13 protein-coding genes, 1 tRNA gene and 1 riboswitch are annotated in these 16871 nt (G+C 52.8%); of the genes, 8 read left to right on the top strand and 6 right to left on the bottom strand.

The window, feature by feature from the left end; all coding sequences use genetic code 11:
- The first annotated feature begins 39 nt into the window (after positions 1-39).
- Together MUN80_RS01245 and MUN80_RS01240 are read left to right on the top strand one after the other, a co-directional pair.
- The gene (locus tag MUN80_RS01245) at positions 40-636 is read left to right on the top strand and encodes a hypothetical protein (RefSeq protein WP_244718558.1); all 597 of its coding nucleotides are present in this window, start codon (positions 40-42) and stop codon (positions 634-636) included.
- 279 nt (positions 637-915) lie between these two features.
- Positions 916-2262, top strand: coding sequence for a hypothetical protein (locus MUN80_RS01240; protein WP_244718555.1), 1347 nt, complete (start codon positions 916-918; stop codon positions 2260-2262).
- 5 nt (positions 2263-2267) lie between these two features.
- Here MUN80_RS01240 and MUN80_RS01235 read toward each other — a convergent pair whose 3' ends face one another.
- Both MUN80_RS01235 and MUN80_RS01230 read right to left on the bottom strand, forming a co-directional pair.
- Entirely contained in the window at positions 2268-5309 is a 3042-nt protein-coding gene (locus tag MUN80_RS01235; protein WP_244718553.1) for an Eco57I restriction-modification methylase domain-containing protein, read from the bottom strand.
- Between the two features lie 491 nt (positions 5310-5800).
- Positions 5801-5873, bottom strand: a tRNA-Gly gene (locus MUN80_RS01230).
- 198 nt (positions 5874-6071) lie between these two features.
- Between MUN80_RS01230 and MUN80_RS01225 the strand changes: the two genes are divergently transcribed.
- From MUN80_RS01225 to MUN80_RS01210, 4 genes are all read left to right on the top strand, one after another.
- Positions 6072-6704 carry an NAD(P)-dependent oxidoreductase gene (locus MUN80_RS01225; RefSeq protein WP_244718550.1) on the top strand — a complete coding sequence of 211 codons (633 nt, stop codon included), beginning with the start codon at positions 6072-6074 and terminating at the stop codon, positions 6702-6704.
- A gap of 26 nt (positions 6705-6730) precedes the next feature.
- Positions 6731-6970: a hypothetical protein gene (locus MUN80_RS01220; RefSeq protein ID WP_244718547.1), complete on the top strand. Its 240-nt coding sequence runs from the start codon at positions 6731-6733 to the stop codon at positions 6968-6970.
- 27 nt (positions 6971-6997) lie between these two features.
- Positions 6998-7534, top strand: a complete 537-nt coding sequence (locus MUN80_RS01215) for a GNAT family N-acetyltransferase (protein WP_244718544.1) — start codon at positions 6998-7000, stop codon at positions 7532-7534.
- 106 nt (positions 7535-7640) lie between these two features.
- On the top strand, positions 7641-8708 hold the full coding sequence (locus tag MUN80_RS01210; protein WP_244718541.1) for a hypothetical protein: 1068 nt from the start codon (positions 7641-7643) through the stop codon (positions 8706-8708).
- 4 nt (positions 8709-8712) lie between these two features.
- Here MUN80_RS01210 and MUN80_RS01205 read toward each other — a convergent pair whose 3' ends face one another.
- Both MUN80_RS01205 and MUN80_RS01200 read right to left on the bottom strand, forming a co-directional pair.
- Positions 8713-11007 carry a B12-binding domain-containing radical SAM protein gene (locus MUN80_RS01205; RefSeq protein ID WP_244724818.1) on the bottom strand — a complete coding sequence of 765 codons (2295 nt, stop codon included), beginning with the start codon at positions 11005-11007 and terminating at the stop codon, positions 8713-8715.
- 160 nt (positions 11008-11167) lie between these two features.
- A complete protein-coding gene (locus MUN80_RS01200; protein ID WP_244718539.1) occupies positions 11168-11740 on the bottom strand; it encodes a helix-turn-helix domain-containing protein in 573 nt (190 codons plus the stop codon).
- Between the two features lie 595 nt (positions 11741-12335).
- On the opposite strand from MUN80_RS01200, the gene MUN80_RS01195 reads away from it, so the two are divergent.
- Positions 12336-12599 (top strand): hypothetical protein, encoded by a 264-nt coding sequence (locus MUN80_RS01195; RefSeq protein ID WP_244718536.1) that lies wholly within the window; start codon positions 12336-12338, stop codon positions 12597-12599.
- 97 nt (positions 12600-12696) lie between these two features.
- Here MUN80_RS01195 and MUN80_RS01190 read toward each other — a convergent pair whose 3' ends face one another.
- The gene (locus tag MUN80_RS01190; RefSeq protein ID WP_244718533.1) at positions 12697-13797 is read right to left on the bottom strand and encodes a YncE family protein; all 1101 of its coding nucleotides are present in this window, start codon (positions 13795-13797) and stop codon (positions 12697-12699) included.
- A 43-nt stretch (positions 13798-13840) separates the two neighbouring features.
- Positions 13841-15739: a TonB-dependent receptor gene (locus tag MUN80_RS01185; RefSeq protein ID WP_244718531.1), complete on the bottom strand. Its 1899-nt coding sequence runs from the start codon at positions 15737-15739 to the stop codon at positions 13841-13843.
- A 220-nt stretch (positions 15740-15959) separates the two neighbouring features.
- A riboswitch (cobalamin riboswitch) is annotated at positions 15960-16177 on the bottom strand.
- An 80-nt stretch (positions 16178-16257) separates the two neighbouring features.
- Between MUN80_RS01185 and MUN80_RS01180 the strand changes: the two genes are divergently transcribed.
- Positions 16258-16860, top strand: a complete 603-nt coding sequence (locus MUN80_RS01180) for a DNA-3-methyladenine glycosylase (RefSeq protein WP_244718529.1) — start codon at positions 16258-16260, stop codon at positions 16858-16860.
- The last annotated feature ends 11 nt before the right edge of the window (positions 16861-16871 follow it).

Here is a 16871-nt window from a genome sequence, read left to right as displayed (position 1 = left end):
TGAATGTTCCCTACTTATTTCGGTTTCCTAAAATCCACTATGCCTCGCCTCCGAACTTATCCACCTACAACCGACTTCACTCAGAAGATTCACCTAGCCGACTTGCGCCGCTGGGGCTACCTACAGCCGGGTAATTATGCTTTTACCCTGACATTTTACAACCCCTATACAGGCGCAGAAAATGCTAAGATTGCTTGTGAATTATCTGTGTATGAGGCAGCGGGCTGGTTACGGTTATGCTACTCTGCTTATGGAATCCCCTATAATTATGTAATAGAGCTTGAGGCTGTTGCGTCTAACTTAGGACGGGGGGCTTATTTTCTTTTTAAATGCCCACTATCAGGGCGGCGAGCAAAGACACTGTACAGCTGCTGTGGCTCCCCCTACTTTGCTCACCGAGTTGCACTGGGGGTGAAATACGAAACGCAATACGTTGCAGGGCCTTTTGGTGCAGTTGTACCTTTCTACAAAAGAAGCATTAGCTTACAAAAAGCTTTTAAAAAGCCTTACCGAAAAGAATGGTATGCTGGTAAGCTGACTCGCTGGTACCTAGCCGCACTCAGGACGTTAGATAGAAATGAAGAATCAGCTCCTGGCTTGCTGGCTGCTATTCGTTCCCGTGTGACTGCCAATTGAAACACCCTGATTCCTCGATCAAGTGATGGAGACTTTTATCGTTATTATAAGTAGGACCTAATATAGTGTTGTAATACTCATTACCGAATGAAAACTAATGCGAGATATAAGCATATAAAAAAATCTATATAAAATATTGTAATATATCAATAAAATTTTGTTATAATCTATTGTTGTTAATTTGGTTAGCGAATTAAGCGCATATTGCTAGCTAAACTTTCAACTGAACAAGCCTCTATGTTATATAAATGTGCCGTTTGCTTTGAGTCCTATTTGCAAATGCCTAAAAACTCAATGTGCGAAAGTTGTGGTGCTCTGGTTGAAGTTGCCGTAACAGATCCAGGATCTAGTGATATAACAGCAGCTTGGCAAGCACAATCGAAACGACTTAAAGAAGTTCAGATAAGAGGAGGTAGTTTAGAAAAAGAGATAAAGGAGATATTAGGTTGGGATTCAGGCAGAGTAGTTTACCATTCACACCATGGTTATGATGTGCAGATGGATAGCATATATCCCAGTAAAGAAGCACCTGAAGTAATCGTATCAGTTACATATACTGATCCAGATACAAAAGGGCACAGTAACGAGAATAAGCTGCAACTAAAAGTAGGAGAGCTTGCACTTATCAAGTACGCATATCCTCAATGCAGAGTAGTACTTGTGATAGGAGGTAGTAAGGATTCTTGGCTACCGTATGTACTAGAAGCATTCAAATACTTTTTTGATGATATCATTTTTGTTTGGGAACCATCAGGAGTATTTGAGCTGAATATTCTCAAGATCAATCCAGACTCAGTTGCCCTGAAACATAAAAGCTTTTGGGAGCAATTATCATTAGAGTGGCATGCAATCGAGCTTAAGGGTGAAGATTTCAATCCTCCAACCGGTCTCTTAAGATATAAAATTGCTGATAAGATTAAGGGGCAAAATCCACCAGTAGATCACCCTGATTTAGTAAACAGTAGAATTGCAGCCCTATGCCTTAATCGTTCAAAGAGAAAAGGAGGGGCAGAGTGGAATAACTTTAGGAAAAGAAATTGGAATGCTTTAGAACAATCAAGAAGTTATTTTAATCCTTTAGAGTCTTTAGTTGAAATATCGTTGACCGATGCTAAGCTGAGTTTTGAAGGGGGAATAGCTCATGATATTTCGGTTCCATCCTTTTTACACCAATTAGGTATGGAAAACACACTTATGTCGGAAGATTTTGTTCTGTTTTCAGAAAAATTTAAATGTCCTGTCTACATCCAATGTAAAGCATCTGGGGGAGGGCGTGATCAACACGGTAAAAACATTCAGAACCGAGCGAAAGAGCAGGTCTCTAGGGGTATACTATACCGTTCCACTTTAGTGGGAAGTGTTTTTACTTTAAATCCTAAATATTATATATGGATTTCTGTTTTAGATGGAAACTGGGGTGTTACAAAAAGAACTCCTAGGAAATACATACATATGCTCCAGTTTGCCGGATATGACCATTTCTTTGGGTCTGAGGAACTGGTGGATTCCGATTATGAGCCATTACCATCCGATACTAACCCATTGACTCGTTTCTTGATTGATGAACTTGATTGTAGAAAAAAAGAAGAGACAGACTTAAGTATTGCCCTAAGCCTGTCTCTGTAAAAAAATTATTTTTTAAAAATTACGATTGATTCACGCACGGCAATCTTTCCATATTTTTTCATCTGTTGAGGACTATTGCCTTTTAAGCGAGTTATGAAGATGTCTTCAATTATGAAGCCATGCTTTTCTGCAAGTAAAGCGAGTATATGATCAATTGGTACTACTATTCCGCCCCAGCGAGTATTCCCTACAACAAAGGCCGCTTTTCCACCTTTTCTCAATACTCTCATGACTTCGGCTAATGAGTCGTCTAAGTCCTGAAAGTATCCGCATATCATGTGCGGGATCTTAGGATTGTTTCCTTCTTCAAGACTAATACTCGAAATGATTTTATCTACTTCTGGTATATGGGTGGCAAGCTTAAAATTTAACTCGCTGTCAGTGTGTGATCTAAACGATGATTTAACTAGCTTGGTGTATTCTTTTTTGTCTTTAATTATTCCTAAGATATCTAGTTCTGCTTTTTGCTGAGCTATATAATTGTTTCTATTAAGGTACGGTGGGCTAGTAATCACGAAGTCGACTGAGGAATCTTCGAGGCTAGTATGCAATGCTGATTCATTAAGTATAGTGGCAATTCCTGCTGGGTTGCCGCCAGTAGAAAAAACATCGTTTGCGATTTCAACGAGTTTGTTGCTAAATACAGTGTAAATATTAGCACTATCCTTGATGACTGATATGTTGAGCTTTTGTAGTCCAACGCTATTTACGTTATCTAAGAAACGATAATGGGAGCCATGCTTTCTTATCTTACTAACATCCTCCATTATAGATAATAGCCCAATGGCAAAAAACTCTTTCAGCTCCTCATCATTCTCATCTTTAATCATGCTGGAGATAATATTCAGCTGCTTAAGTATCTCTGGGGCATAAGCTTTTTGGAAATAATCTTCAAAAATTCTATCATAAACTTCATTTTCTGCAGTATTGCTAATAGTAGTTTCAATATTTTTAATCGAAAGTTTGAGTTTCTCTGAATTCCATTTACGGGATTTCGCCTTTGCAACCAAACACATAAGAGGTGATATTTCAACCCCTATAGAGTTGATGCCGTTATATGCACATGTTGTAACAGTCGTGCCACATCCATTGAAAGGATCTAGGATTATTGATTCTTGACCTGCTTTAAAGTGTTTTAATAAGTTGTTAACAAGGTTTGAAGAGAAGCCTTGTGTGTATTTATACCAGTTGTGAATAGGTTCCTTTTTATTGGGGCTAAAAGTAACTTCTTTGCGAAGATCATCACGCCGTACATGGTACTTGTTAAATCTTTCTAATTTTACAGGTTCATATTTGTTATTCTCGACTGTCTTCTCAGATTTGGGTTTGGATTTAAGATGAATTTTTGCTAGGTAATCATTTATATAGTCGACATGCTTCTGTTCCAATCCAAATGATTTAGACACTATATCATTGACTCTATTCTTGGATTTTATACTATTTAAATCGGTATCTTTAGCTATAGATGATAATATCTCATCACTTAATGCTGGATATTTAAGCGCTTCTAAGTGATGCTTCATTAATCGAAACCACCCACTATGCAGTTGCGTGCCTACATGTCGCATAACGAACTCCATAATTGGAGTAGCCATAATTGCAGCCCAAGCCCTAATTACCTCAGGCTTGAGGTTTGAGACATCGATAGCGTAGCCACTTGAAAATACATATTGTCCTTCGAGGTCAACTGAGAAAACCGCATTGGGCATCATTTCTCTCACCAGTATTTTCTTTTTTGATACAATATCAAGGCTTTGGCTTCTCCCGAATTCGTACCAATTAGAGTTTCCCTGTAATGAGCGCAATGATAGCTTTTCCTTGTTTCTCAATAAATAATCAAAAGCTTTGGGGAAATAGAATGATAACTCTTTTTCTGTGAATGCTACTATTTTACCTTCCTGCTCTTTATAAGGATATAATATATAGTTGCCAACATGCGTTACTTCTAGCCCCTTTATATCTTCGCCGCCAATAAATGGTCGGAGAATATTGTGTTCAAATTCTTGTGTCTGATTCTCGCCAATTACATAGACATCATTAGCGCTAGTTCTAATGCCTTGCTGAATGCCTTGAAAAATGTCGTTAATACCTGGATTTGTTTTCTTGCAGCATATTTTTATTATTTCATCCTCTATTGGAGAACAAAAATTCCACGGATGTTCAGCAAGCTTTTCACTTAGAATGGTTTCTTCGACAAAAGCAGGGATTTTACGGGCAGAATGATCAATGTCATCGATGTACCTTCTTAACGTAAACCGTTTACTAGGCTTGCCTTTCATGAATGTTAGAATACAAGTGTAGGTGGTGAATCCTTCAAATACTTGTATGTCATGAAAATCTTCAATTTTAATTATGTTGCATTGTGTAGACAGTAGTTTGGTTACTTCTTTTCCATAGGCGGAGCTCATAAACTTGTTAGATAGTATAATTGATGCTACTCCTCCATCATTTAATGAGTTGATTATCTTTTCTATATAAACAATTGACAAATCGAATGCCCCGCTTTTAGCAGTAATATAGTTTTCGCTTAAAGATTTTTTATACTTTTTATTTAATACTGATGAATTAACATAAGGTGGGTTTCCTACAATGAGATCATATTTTTCTTGTTCATCAAACAATGTGTTATTGTAAAATAGAGTGTCCTTTACTTCTAGTTGGATATTGTCAACTAAACCAGTAAATATTTCTTTGGCAAAAGCTATAGCATTTGGGTCAACATCTTTACCAATCACTTTAGTGGACCAGCCTAATGCTCTAGTTTGATTATAAAGTTCTGCTATAAAAATTCCTGTACCACAACTTAGATCGCTTGCTTTCTGCGGTTCTGGACGATTATTATTAAACTTCTTCCACTGAGTTATCGCGATACTAACAATATGTTTTGTTAGCCAAAATGGAGTATATACAATTCCATTTAGCTTTCTGTATTCTTCTTGCAACCCGGAATAGTATTCAGCGCCTGACCTTTCTATCAGTTCAGAATCTATACTATTGCTTGGACGTGTAGTGTGTGAGGAGTACGAGGTGTTAGCAGTTGTATTCATGAGGTGCATGATCAGCTAGATTAAGATTTCAATTAGACAAATATAGTGGCACGTTCGTGTTAACACGAACGTGCCACTATATTTATTTGCTTATGACCGATGCCAAACCTCTATGATACTGGTGAGCAAGCATTTAGTAAATGCCTAACAAGGTTAGTAAGGCGGGCCTCTCTATTCTCCTTAAAGTTGTTAGCATAATTGAGGCCCTTATAACGAGTAATTGAATAATCAAATACTATTACCGGAATGCTGGCATTGTCAGAACGATGATTATCATTTTGTAACTTCGATATACTTAGTGATATAGAGATGGCAGCGAGTCAATATTCGCTTTAGGCTTTGTCAACGCCTAGCTCATTCTTGCTGATGATAGCAACCGTATTAGCTAAAGGATATTGTTTCTATCCATTGTGACGGGTTGTGTAATTCACTGTGTAATTCAAAAGCAAATCAGCCACCCAGACTTACATCTAAGTGGCTGATTCACAATGAGCGAGAAACGAGGTTCGAACTCGCGACCCTCAGCTTGGGAAGCTGATGCTCTACCAACTGAGCTACTCTCGCTTAGGGGTTGGTACGGGCAAAAGTACGCAGCATTTGGCAAACTAGAAACAGCCGAGGCCCACTACTTTGCCAGAATTGCGGAGCGAGCCGCCTAGCTCAACTGCCGGAAGGTGTACCCAAGGCAGGAGCTTGCGTATGAGGACTGAATCGAGCTCCGGCTTACCGGGCCAACCGTTCTTCTGCCTAATCTTCCGCTCTATGAAAATCCTCATTTTCGGTGCTTCCGGCGCTACTGGCCGCCAATTGGTGCAGCAGGCCCTCGACCAGCAGTTCAGCGTCACGGCCTTTGTGCGCGACCCGGCCAAGCTCGCTCTGCAGCACCCGAACCTGCGGGTGGTACAGGGGGATGTACTGAAGCCCGAAACAGTGGAGGCTGCCATACCCGGACAAGAGGCTGTGCTGCTGGCCTTGGGCGTGAAGAAAAACCAGTCGGGCGACACGACCCTGTCGGATGGCACTCAGCACATCATTGAGTGCATGCGCAAATACGGGGTGCCGCGGCTGATCTGCGAATCGTCGTTGGGCGTGGGCAGCAGCAAAAACGAAGTCGGCTTTCTGTTCGGGAAAGTAGTGGCCCCGCTGTTTCTGAAGCACATTATGGCCGACAAGGAACGGCAGGAGGCCCTGATTCAGCACAGCGGCCTGGACTGGACCATCGTGCGGCCCGCGGGACTCACCAATGGCAAGGCCACCGGCGGCTATAAAGTGGCGCTGAGTTTTGCCAAGGCCAAAATCAAGGGCCGGGTGTCGCGGGCCGATGTTGCGCAGTTTATGCTCAAGCAGCTCGCCACCGATGCCTTTACCGGCCGGGCCGTGGGAATTTCGTATTAAGTTTGACCTCTTAACCTCCTTTTGTCATGGCCTATCCTCCTGCGGGGCGTAATTCGGCAACGGGCTCCTTGTATCTACTAGCCGGGGTATTGCTGCTCGTAGCCTTGGCTTTGCGCTCCCCAGACTTGTACCGGGCTTGGCAAACCGGCACCTTGACCACGGAGCGCACCGGCCTGACGCTGGTATTTCTGGTCGGGGCGCTGTTTATGCTGCGCATGGGCTGGCGACTGCGCCGCAACAACCGGCAAAACGACGTTATTGATTAGCGCCGCCGTTTTCTCTCTTTTGCTTCTATGTCTTCTCCGCTTCGAATTACCGTTGCCAAACGCACCCCGGCCGTAGCCGCCCAGCTGGCGGACTTGGGCCGGCAAACCTTCCACGACACCTTTGCTGCCGATAACACCGCCGAGGATATGATGGCTTTCCTGGCTGCTACCTTCAGCGAGGAAAAGCAGCTGGCCGAGCTCAACGACCCGCAAACGACCTTTCTGATGGCCCACATGCAGCAGGAGCCGGTGGCTTACGCCAAGCTGCGGCTGGGTTCCGAGCTAGGGCTGGAGGAAGGCAAGGACGCAACGGGCCGCCTGGAAATTGAGCGGCTGTACGTACGCCAGGACTGGATTGGCACCGGCCTGGGCGCAGCCCTGATGCGGCGGGCCATTGAGGAAGCCCGGCAGCACAAGTGCCGCACGGTGGTACTGGGCGTGTGGGAGCGGAATCAGTCGGCTATTGAGTTTTACTGCCGCTTCGGCTTTAAGGAAATCGGCAAGCATGAGTTTCGGGTGGGGCAGGATATTCAGACGGACCTGATTTTGCGCAAGGGGCTGTAAGCCTTCCACATTCCGGCCGCTTACTACCTTTGCGCCCCGGTAACCTCCCGTTTACGCTGTGCCACTACTTCCGCTTCCTTCTTTTCCGGCTTGCTCTGCCGGGGTCTTGCTGCCCGTAGTGGCGCTGGGCCTGCTGTTGGGCGGCTGCTCTTCCGGAGGTGGCGGACAGGCTACCACGCTGCCGCTACCGACGGGCCATTACGAAGGACCTATCAGCTACCAGGGCACCGATTTGCGCGTGGCGCTGGATTTGCGGGAAGCGGCACCCGGCCAGCTGGAGGCTGATATGAGCTTTCCGGAGCTGCCGGGCCTGAGCTTTGCTGCTACCAATCTGCGCTACAAGGAGCCCCAGCTGATGTTTGAGCAGCCTGGGCAAACCAGCAAAGTCGCCATCAACGCTATCCGGGAGGGCGACTTTCTGCGGGGTATTTTCACCCTGGACAGCATCAAGACGGAGTTTGTGTGGGTGCGTCGGGGCCAGGCGGCGGCGCGGGCCTACCAGGAAAAGGCTTTCCCGGCGCCCACCAACGGCTCTGCCCAGCAACTCACCCTGCTCATTCCCGTCGACACTATAACCCGGCACCCAGCCGTAGCTCTGCTGGCCGATGAGGCCTCGGCTGCCGCGGCCGCGGCCCGCGCCGACCTGCTGGCTCGCCAGGGCTTTCTGGCGGTGGTAGTGCCCACAGCCAAGGTACCCGAGGGCGACTCTACCAGCATCCGAAGCGTGGCGGCCACCTTTCAGGCCCTTCGTAAGCACCCAGCCATCGATTCAACCCAGGTGGGGCTGTGGCTGCGCGGACCAGGGGCGGCCGAATTGGTCTTGGTTACCGGTCTGCTGGAGCCCGCGGCCAGCTTTGTCATTCTGGAAAATGTAGCCGTGTCTTCCGCCGATGAGGCCAAGCCATTTCAGCAAGTGAGCCGGCAAAAGATTCCGGTGCTGGCCCTCTACGCTGCGGCCGATACCAGCCTGAATGTCCAAGACAGTGCCCGGCGGTTACGCACGGCCGTTGGCACTCGGCAGGGCTCCGCCGTCCGCACGTTTGCCCAGGCCAATGCCGACTTTATCGTGCCCGGCCGCCTGGGCTCGGATGGCAAGTGGATCTGGCCCCAGCCCGCCGTCGGCTTCACCGACGGGCTAACCCTATGGTTGCGCCAGCGTGGGCCTGCGCAGTAACTGGCTACAGAATCAATAAGCCTTTTTCACGCAGCAGTTGCCAAGCATAGGAGGCCAAGAAGGCTTCGAAGCTCATGCCGGCTACGCTGGCCGGGAAGCTGGCCGCAGCTTCTTTTACCAGGAGCTTAGTATCGTAATCCGTGGCTAGGCTGGTGAGCAGCTTATGCAGCCACGGACCCAGCTCGGCATTGGTTTTTACCTCGAAGTCCTCCGCTTGCTCATAGAACGTCAGCACGGCGCGTTGGCCTTTTTTGGCGTCGGTGTAGCGCAGCTCGGGCGCATTGCCCAGCCAGAACAAGCGTTGGTTCTGCTTGGCGAAATCGGGCTTGCCGGAATCCTGCAGGGCTTGCTGAATCAGCTGGCGGGGCACTTTCGGGTGGGGCGTCTTGAAGTCGAACCAGAAACTCAGGGGCTCATTCAGAGCCACACCATGCATGTAGTTGTAGAGTGCCTTCGCTAGGCCCGGGCCGAATTTCTCGTGGTCGGTGCCGGTGGGGTCGTCGTGCCACAGGTCGTTCCAGGCGAAGTCGCCGGGCTCGGGCCCGATGGGCACCACTTGGTACTTAGCCGGATTTTTTCCCACGGGGGAGTGGGCCGTCATGGCGAAGCGGTGCCAGTAGCCGCTTTGCACGATACCTGCCCCAAACAGCTGCCGGACCACTTCCAGCGCGTCCACGGTTTCCTGGGCAGTCTGGGTTGGGAAACCGTACATCAGGTAAGCATGTACCATGATACCGGCCTGGGTAAAGCCGTCGGTAACCCGCGCTACTTGGGCAATAGTGACGCCTTTTTCCATCAGGGCCAAGAGCCGGTCCGAAGCCACTTCCAGCCCGCCGCTCACGGCAATGCAGCCCGAAGCGGCCAGCAGGCGGCACAAGTCGGGGGTGAAGGTTTTCTCGAAGCGGATGTTGCCCCACCACGTAATATTCACCTGCCGCTTGAGGAGCTCCACAGCCAGGTCGCGCAGGGCCAGGGGCGGGGCGGCCTCATCCACGAAGTGAAAGCCGGTCTGGCCAGTTTGCGCTACAATCTGCTCAATCCGGTCCACGAGCAGGGTGGCCGGGGCGGTTTCGTAGCGGGAAATGTAGTCCAGGGTTACGTCGCAGAAGGAGCAGCGCTTCCAGTAGCAGCCGTGGGCAATGGTGAGCTTGTTCCAGCGCCCGTCGCTCCAGAGCCGGTGCATGGGGTTGAGCACCTCAATGACCGATAGGTATTCGCTCAGCGGCAAGTCGCTGTAGTCAGGCGTGCCGACTTCGGTGTGCGGAACGTCGGGGTACGGGTGGTTGATATACTCCACGACGCCTGCCTCGTTGCGCAGGAATGTGCGCTGCAGGGTTTTAGTTGGCAGTTGTTGGTTGTCCCTTGTTAGGTCGTTCTGGTGGGCTGGGTTACGCTCTGCTTGCCCGGCGTATGCGGGTTCTTCAACCTGACAACTAACAACGGACAACTGCCAGCTAATATACTCCAGCAGGCGCAGCCAGGGGCCTTCGCCGTCGTCCAGAGTCAGGAAGTCGATGTAGTCGAAGAAGCGGGGCTCTTTAATCTGGCGCAGCTCGGTGTTGGGGTAGCCGCCGCCCATCAGGGTTTTGGCCTGGGGGCGCAATTCCTTTACCCGACCGGCCAGCCGCAAAGCCCCGTACAGGTTGCCGGGAAACGGCACCGAAAAGCCTACCACGTCGGGCTCAACGCGGACCACCAGCTCGTCCATGAGCTCCAGCAACATCCGGTCCAGCAGGTTGGGCGCGGTTTGCAAGGCCTCATGCATGGCGTCGAACGAGGTGGCCGACATGCCCAGGCGCTCGGCGTAGCGCGAAAAGCCGAACTGCGGCCCGACGGTTTCCTTAATCAGGTCTCCGAGGTCTTCGAGGTAGAGCGTAGCCAGGTGGCGGGCCTGGTCGTTGAGGCCCAGGGTGCCGAAAGCCGCTTCCAGGTCGGCAATGTTGTCGAAGCGGGCAGCTTCGGGCAGAAAGCGGCTGTGGCAGATGCGCGAAGCCAGGGTCGTGTCTTTGTTCTGCAAAAACCGGATGACCGGCCCAATAGTCGCCAAATAGCTGCGCTGCAGCCGCACCATGCGCCGGGCATTGTCGCTGAGCTCAAAGCTGCCGGCCTCGATTTCGGCAAACACCCGCCGCAGTCCTTCCGCCGAAAACAGCTTCAGCACCAGCTCCAACCCCAGGTCGGCCTGGGTTACCTGGTAGCCCCGGCCGCCGAGAAACCCCTTGATGTAGGGCGTGGCCGGATAGGGCGTGTTCAGCTGCGTAAGCGGCGGAGTAATGAGCAGGATTCGGGGCGAGGCAATAGACACGGCGGCACGACAAAGACAACCACAAAGATACGCCCGAACAGCGTAGCGCCGGCCGTTGGTTCAGGCCCGGGGAGTTATTCAACCTACCAAATGCAGTTGGGGCACCCAAGAACCAGTCCTCGGGCGCCCCAACGGTAGAAAAGCCGGTTGCTGCTTACGCCAACTGGTCCAGGGAAAGACGCTTGGGCATCAGGTCCCGGCGGAATTCACTGACCGAACGGCCTGTAACCTGGCGAAACTGGTTGCTCAGGTGCTGGCCGCTGCTATAGCGCATCTGGTCGGCAATTTCGCTTAGCGTCATTTCGCCGTAGCTCAGCATTTCCTTAACCCGCTCGATTTTGAGGCGAATCAGGTATTTCTCAATCGTCAGATTAGCCGTGCGCGAAAACACCTTGCTCAGGTGCGAGTAAGTGGCCGCAAACCGCTCGGTCAGGAAGGCCGAAGTCGTCAGGGGCATGCGGGCCGTGCGCAGGTGTTCCAGGTATTCAGTCAGCGCCCCCTTGATTTGCTCGGTGAGCTGGTCGGCGCGGCCCATGAGCACCTCAAAGCCAGCTTCGTGCAGAATCGGGGCCAGCACGGCCGGGTCGGCGGGCGTGCTGTGGTCGAGCTGGGCCTGGCCGAGAGTCACCTCAGTCGGGCGGTAGCCGGCCTGTTCGAGAAGGTGGCGCACTGCGTCGATGCAGCGAGGGCACACCATGTTCTTAATGTGGAGGAGCGTCGTTTTCACGGATGTTTTGGAGTGTTCTGCCGCGGCACGGGCCGCGTGGGTTTCCGATTATTTACTGCAACCGAAGCCGAAGCCGGCCGGGTGCGCCGCACGGGAGCCGCGGGCTCATCCGACCATTCTTTACCAAACCAACGAGTAGCCGCCCAATTCACGAAAGGCACAACGCCCAGGAACGTAACGGCTAAGAGCCAGAATAATACGAAAAAAGCACCAAACAGTCGACCAAAGAAATGATCTGATACCCCGAAAAGGTAGGTTATCAGCAGCAAGGCCAAGAAAAAACTTATGCCCGCCAGTACGCCGGCGCGGCGCAGCAAGGCAGGGGAGAAGGCAGGTAGGGCGGCGAAACGATTCATAAGCTAAGCGTGGCAACAAATATATCGGGAAAGCGGTTTCGACGCATTTCAAGGCACGCTCGGTTTGCCTGCTGGCTTTGGCGGGGTAAGCTGGACTGGGTCCGCCGAGCGGCTTGGTTAATATCGTTGCTAGGCTATGTGGGAGCGTTTGTTGGCGGGCCTGCGTCCTTACGCAAAAACCACGGCGGCGGTCAGCCGTAGGTAGTACTTCAGCTCTCCATTCTTTTCAGCCCAACCCCATGAAAACCTTTCTGCTCCGTCCCCTCACGCTGGCCTTCTGCCTGGCCGCGGCTTCTCTTACGGCCTGTAACACCGGCACCGACTCGGGTGACACCAACGTAGAGCGGGGCGCCGACAAAACCAAGGACCCCGCTCCCGGCGAAAGAAGTTCGTCCAACACCAACGGCTTGGCGGGTGATACCACGAAAGTCGTGACCGGGAAAGATCAGTACGACCACGCTGGCGAAGCCAAAGACCGCAACAACGACGGCCTGGAAGACTAACAAATGTATCGGCATTCATAGAAAAAGCCCTTTTGCTCCGTCGCAAAAGGGCTTTTCCATTCACAAGGAATAAAGCACTAAGGATAAGTCACACGGATTAATAGAAGATAAAGCCGTTGGGACCGATGTTGACCTCAAACGAGTCGATGGCCGTGGCCGAACCCGTACCCTGGTAGCGGATAAACTTGCCGGACGTGGTGTAGGAAGGCGTAACGGCCGCGTAGATGGTGTTGTCCTTGGGGTCAATGTCGAGGCCGCTGAAGCTGCGCCGGATCAGTGGGGTAGCCGGCAGCGTGACGTCCGAGGTGCTCATGCGGTAGATAGCGCCCTTGTAGCGGTAGTAAAGCTGGGTGCCCGTGCCGTCGATGCGCAGGCCGCCGGGGTTGTTGCTGGCAAAAGCCAGGCTCGACTGCACCGTGTTGGTCGTCGGGTTAATCTTGGTCAGGCTGCCGGGCGTAGACGACAGCACGGGGTAAGGCGGGTTGGAATCGTACACGGTAAAGCCCGCGCCGAGCACCCAGATGGCATTTGTCTTGTCGACCACGAGGCTGCTAGGACCGTCGGGTACCGTGATGGTGCTTTCCACGGCATCAGTAGCTGGGTTGATAACGCTCAGGTTGTTTTCCCCGGAGTTGGCCACGTACACCTTGCCGTTCACGGCCACGATCTGCTCGGGCTGCTTGCCAACAGCAATGGTCTTGAGCACCGTGTTCGTATTCAAATCCAGCACCGATACCCGGCCCGGGCTGCCGTACTTCACCCACTCGGTGATATAGGCTTTGTTGGTGCCGGCCGCCACGGCATAGCGGGGCTGCTCCAGATTGTTGATGGTGGCAATGGTCTTAAACGTGGTCAGGTTCACCACTTCCATCTTCTTGCTGTTGTTGGCCACGATGTAGCCCTGATTGCCCACCACCAGCATCGACTGTACAACGTCGCCCAGCTCGCGCTGGTTTACGGTCTGGAAAATGCTCTTATCAACTACCGTCTTGGTGCCCTTGCTGAAGTAGGAAACGGCCCCGTTGGGGGTTTGAAACTTGCCCTCGTTCAGCACAAAGACGTTGTTGCCGTCCTTGCTGATGTTGTACAAGGGCCCGGCCTCTTCCGGATCGTCGGAGCAGCTGGCCAACACCAGCGCCAGACCACCGACGAGGGCAAAGCGGGAAAACAGGGTAGAAAAGGGTTGTGCAGAAAGCATGAATACGGGAAAGTGAAAAAGTGAAGAGTATCAGTTTGAAGAGCTAGTGCCAGTTCACGCGCAAACTCACGCTGCCCGAGCGTAGCGGCATGGCGCGGTACTCGTAGCTCTGGTACACTAGGTTGGTCAGGTTGAAGCCCTGCACCAGCACCGTAGCCGACCATGCTGGCGTGACTCGCACCGTGTGGCCCACCGTGGCATTGAGTAGGGTATAGCCCGGCAGCTTGTTGCTGCCCGTGGCGTCGATAAAGCGGGTACCGGTATAGGTCAGAACCGTAGAAAGTACCCAGCGCCGCCAGCTGTGGTCGGTGCTGAATGCTGCCGCGTGCAGGGGTACGTAGGCCAGCTGCTGGTTTACCGGGTCAGGGTCGTCGTTGTAGCCGCGCACTTTCCTCGATTGGGTGTAGGCGTATTCTACCCCGGCCCGCAGCTGGTAGCGCAGGTGAGTCCAGCGCAAATGTGTCCCAGCCTCTACTCCCTGGGCCCGCACCTGACGCAGATTTTTGGGTGTGTAGCGGCCCAGGCGGTCGGGCAGCCACTGCACCCAGTTATCCACGAGCTGATGGTAGCCGGTCAGTTCACTCTGTAGGGCCAAGCCTTCCTGGGGTTTCCACTCGTGGGTCAGTCCGCCCTCGTAGCCCAGCCCCGATTCGGGTGCCAGGTTTGGGTCGCCGGTGGGCCAGAACCGCTCGTTGAGCGTGGGAGCCCGATAACTGCGCGAGGCGTTGGCCTTCACGGACAGCATCTGGGTGGTGGTTTGCCAGAATTGCCACTTCGCGCCCAGAGTCGGAGTGAGGGGAGCCCGTCGGCCCGGCAGCAAGGCTTGGCGCAAGTTGGCCGTCAGATGCAGCGTGGGCCGCGGGTCGTAGCGCAGCAGGACAAAGCCGGCGTAGCGGTTTTCGTCAATGGACTGCTGGTAGCCATCTACCCGCCCGCTGAAGTGCTGGGCTTCTGCGCCCACGCGCAGACTCGCGTTGGGCCGAAACGTAAAGGTGTGGTCCGCCTGCGCCTGGGTGGTCTGCACCCGGGAATTGCTGGTCACGTCGTCGGAGCGGTAGTTGAGCACGTCTTCAAACCATGCCACCCGCACCCCCGTCTCGTGACGCGCCGCTACGTGGTGGTAGCCGGCCAGCAGGCGGCGGCTTTGGTCGCGCTGCCGGGCGTGGGTGTTGGCCGAGCCCATTGAGGGCTGAATCTGCCGGTCAGCATCGGTCAGCCAGGCGGCGGCCTGCCACTCACTGTGCTGTCCGGTGCGCAGCTGCACATCCTGGGCCAGACTCCACTGGCGGAAGGCGGAATTTTCCTGGCGGTGCCGTACCATGCCGCTGGCTTCGCGCACCTCAAACGGAAAGTCGTTCTGGGCCGAGCGTTGGGAGGCACTGGTGCGCACCGCTACGCGGGCATTGCTGAAGCCCCCTTCCAGGCTGTTGGCCTGCAAGCCAAAGCTGCCCAGCTCCGTTTGGACCGACGCCCGCGGACCGGTATTCCACCGGGCCGGTGAAGAAAGTAGCACGGTGCCGCCAATGGCGCTGCTGCCATACAAGGCGCTGGCCGGGCCGTGCTGTACCTGTACCTGGGTAGCACCGCTGTTGGGCAGCAAGGCAAAATCTGACTCGCCCAAGGATGGCAGGCTGATATTGAGCCCGTTCCAGAGCACAGCGGTGTGACGGGCCGAGGTACCCCGAATCGAAATAGAGGACAGCTGCCCCGGTCCGTAGTTCTTAATATAAAGGGGCGTGCGGGCCGACAATACATCGGCCACGGTGCCGCTGCGGTACTGGGCCAGGGCTACCGAGTCAAGGGTGAGCGTGCGGCTACCGACGGCATAGCGGCTGGGCAGCCCGGCCTGAATCCGGACCGTGGGCAGCTGCTGTACCTGCTGAATCTGCCGTACCGAGTCGGCGGGCAGCTGCTGGGCACGCCCTGCCGTTGGCTTAGCCAAGCCGGCTGCCAAAGCAAGTAACGAAGGTGGCCCGAACCACCGGAAACGGTAAAAACCAATCATCCGAACCAAATTTCCGGTTTAGGAAAATTCGGTTCAAAACTTCTTGCCGGCCTGTTTCCGCGAGGAAAAGCCAACCAGAAGCCGAGGCTGAAAACAGGGAAATCAACGGCCGAGGCCGCCACTGTCATCATTCTCCGCCTTTCACCCGAAAGCGCTGAACACTGTATTTGTATAGGCAGGTCTCCTGGCTTGCTCCCGGTAGGCCGCCTTCCCATTTCTCAGGCCGTAAAACAGCCTTCGGTGAAACAGTGGCGAGGATGGGCCTACCAATACTCGAAGCGTACAGTTGCGGGGACAGCTCCGGAGTTGAACCGGATTCCCTTTTCAGCCGCGCCCCCCAATCGGGGTTTGGCCACCTATAACGGGGCAAAGATAAGGCGTTTTTCGTATGCCGCGGGCAAACGTTCGGCTCTGGCAGCCGTTTGGCTTTCAAACGCTTTTTCTCCCGCCTGTTTATGCCCAAGCTTCCCCTTGCCTTTTACCAGCGCCCCGACGTAGTCCAGATTGCCCGCGACTTACTCGGAAAATATCTTTTCAGCAACATTGACGGCGTGCTTACCGGCGGCCGGATCGTCGAAACGGAGGCCTATGCCCATATCAACGACCAGGCCTGCCATTCTCATTTGGGCCGTTACACGGCCCGCACTAAGGTAATGTACGAGGCCGGCGGCGTGGCCTACACGTACCTGATTTACGGCCGCTATGTACTCTTCAACATCATTACCAACGCAACTGGCAAGGCCGATGCCGTCCTCATCCGGGGCCTAGAGCCTACCGAAGGCATTCCCGAAATGCTGTTGCGCCGCGGCCTCACGAAGTCGGCCCGCAACCTGACCGGGGGGCCCGGCCTGCTCACTCAGGCCCTGGGCATCACCACCAAGCACTACGGCACCGACCTGACTGGCGACCTGATCTGGATGGAAGACCATCAAGAGCCCGTCAGCGAGGACCTAATCGTCGCCAGCCCCCGCGTCGGCATCGACTACGCCGGCCTCGATGCCGCCTTGCCCTGGCGCTTCCGCCTCAAAGGCAGCCCCTGGACCAGTCCGGCTAAATAAGGTACTCAGGC

The organism is Hymenobacter cellulosivorans, assembly GCF_022919135.1.
Classification (GTDB): Bacteria; Bacteroidota; Bacteroidia; order Cytophagales; family Hymenobacteraceae; genus Hymenobacter; species Hymenobacter cellulosivorans.
This window is presented reverse-complemented; position numbering and strand designations above follow the sequence as displayed.

Excerpts from the sequence above, each read along its gene's own strand:
- MUN80_RS01225 (WP_244718550.1), top strand. The coding sequence starts at position 6,072 with ATGAAAATCCTCATTTTCGGTGCTTCCGGCGCTACTGGCCGCCAATTG.
- MUN80_RS01215 (WP_244718544.1), top strand. The coding sequence starts at position 6,998 with ATGTCTTCTCCGCTTCGAATTACCGTTGCCAAACGCACCCCGGCCGTA.
- MUN80_RS01220 (WP_244718547.1), top strand. The coding sequence starts at position 6,731 with ATGGCCTATCCTCCTGCGGGGCGTAATTCGGCAACGGGCTCCTTGTAT.
- MUN80_RS01240 (WP_244718555.1), top strand. The coding sequence starts at position 916 with ATGCCTAAAAACTCAATGTGCGAAAGTTGTGGTGCTCTGGTTGAAGTT.
- MUN80_RS01195 (WP_244718536.1), top strand. The coding sequence starts at position 12,336 with ATGAAAACCTTTCTGCTCCGTCCCCTCACGCTGGCCTTCTGCCTGGCC.
- MUN80_RS01180 (WP_244718529.1), top strand. The coding sequence starts at position 16,258 with ATGCCCAAGCTTCCCCTTGCCTTTTACCAGCGCCCCGACGTAGTCCAG.
- MUN80_RS01245 (WP_244718558.1), top strand. The coding sequence starts at position 40 with ATGCCTCGCCTCCGAACTTATCCACCTACAACCGACTTCACTCAGAAG.
- MUN80_RS01190 (WP_244718533.1), bottom strand. The coding sequence starts at position 13,797 with ATGCTTTCTGCACAACCCTTTTCTACCCTGTTTTCCCGCTTTGCCCTC.
- MUN80_RS01235 (WP_244718553.1), bottom strand. The coding sequence starts at position 5,309 with ATGAATACAACTGCTAACACCTCGTACTCCTCACACACTACACGTCCA.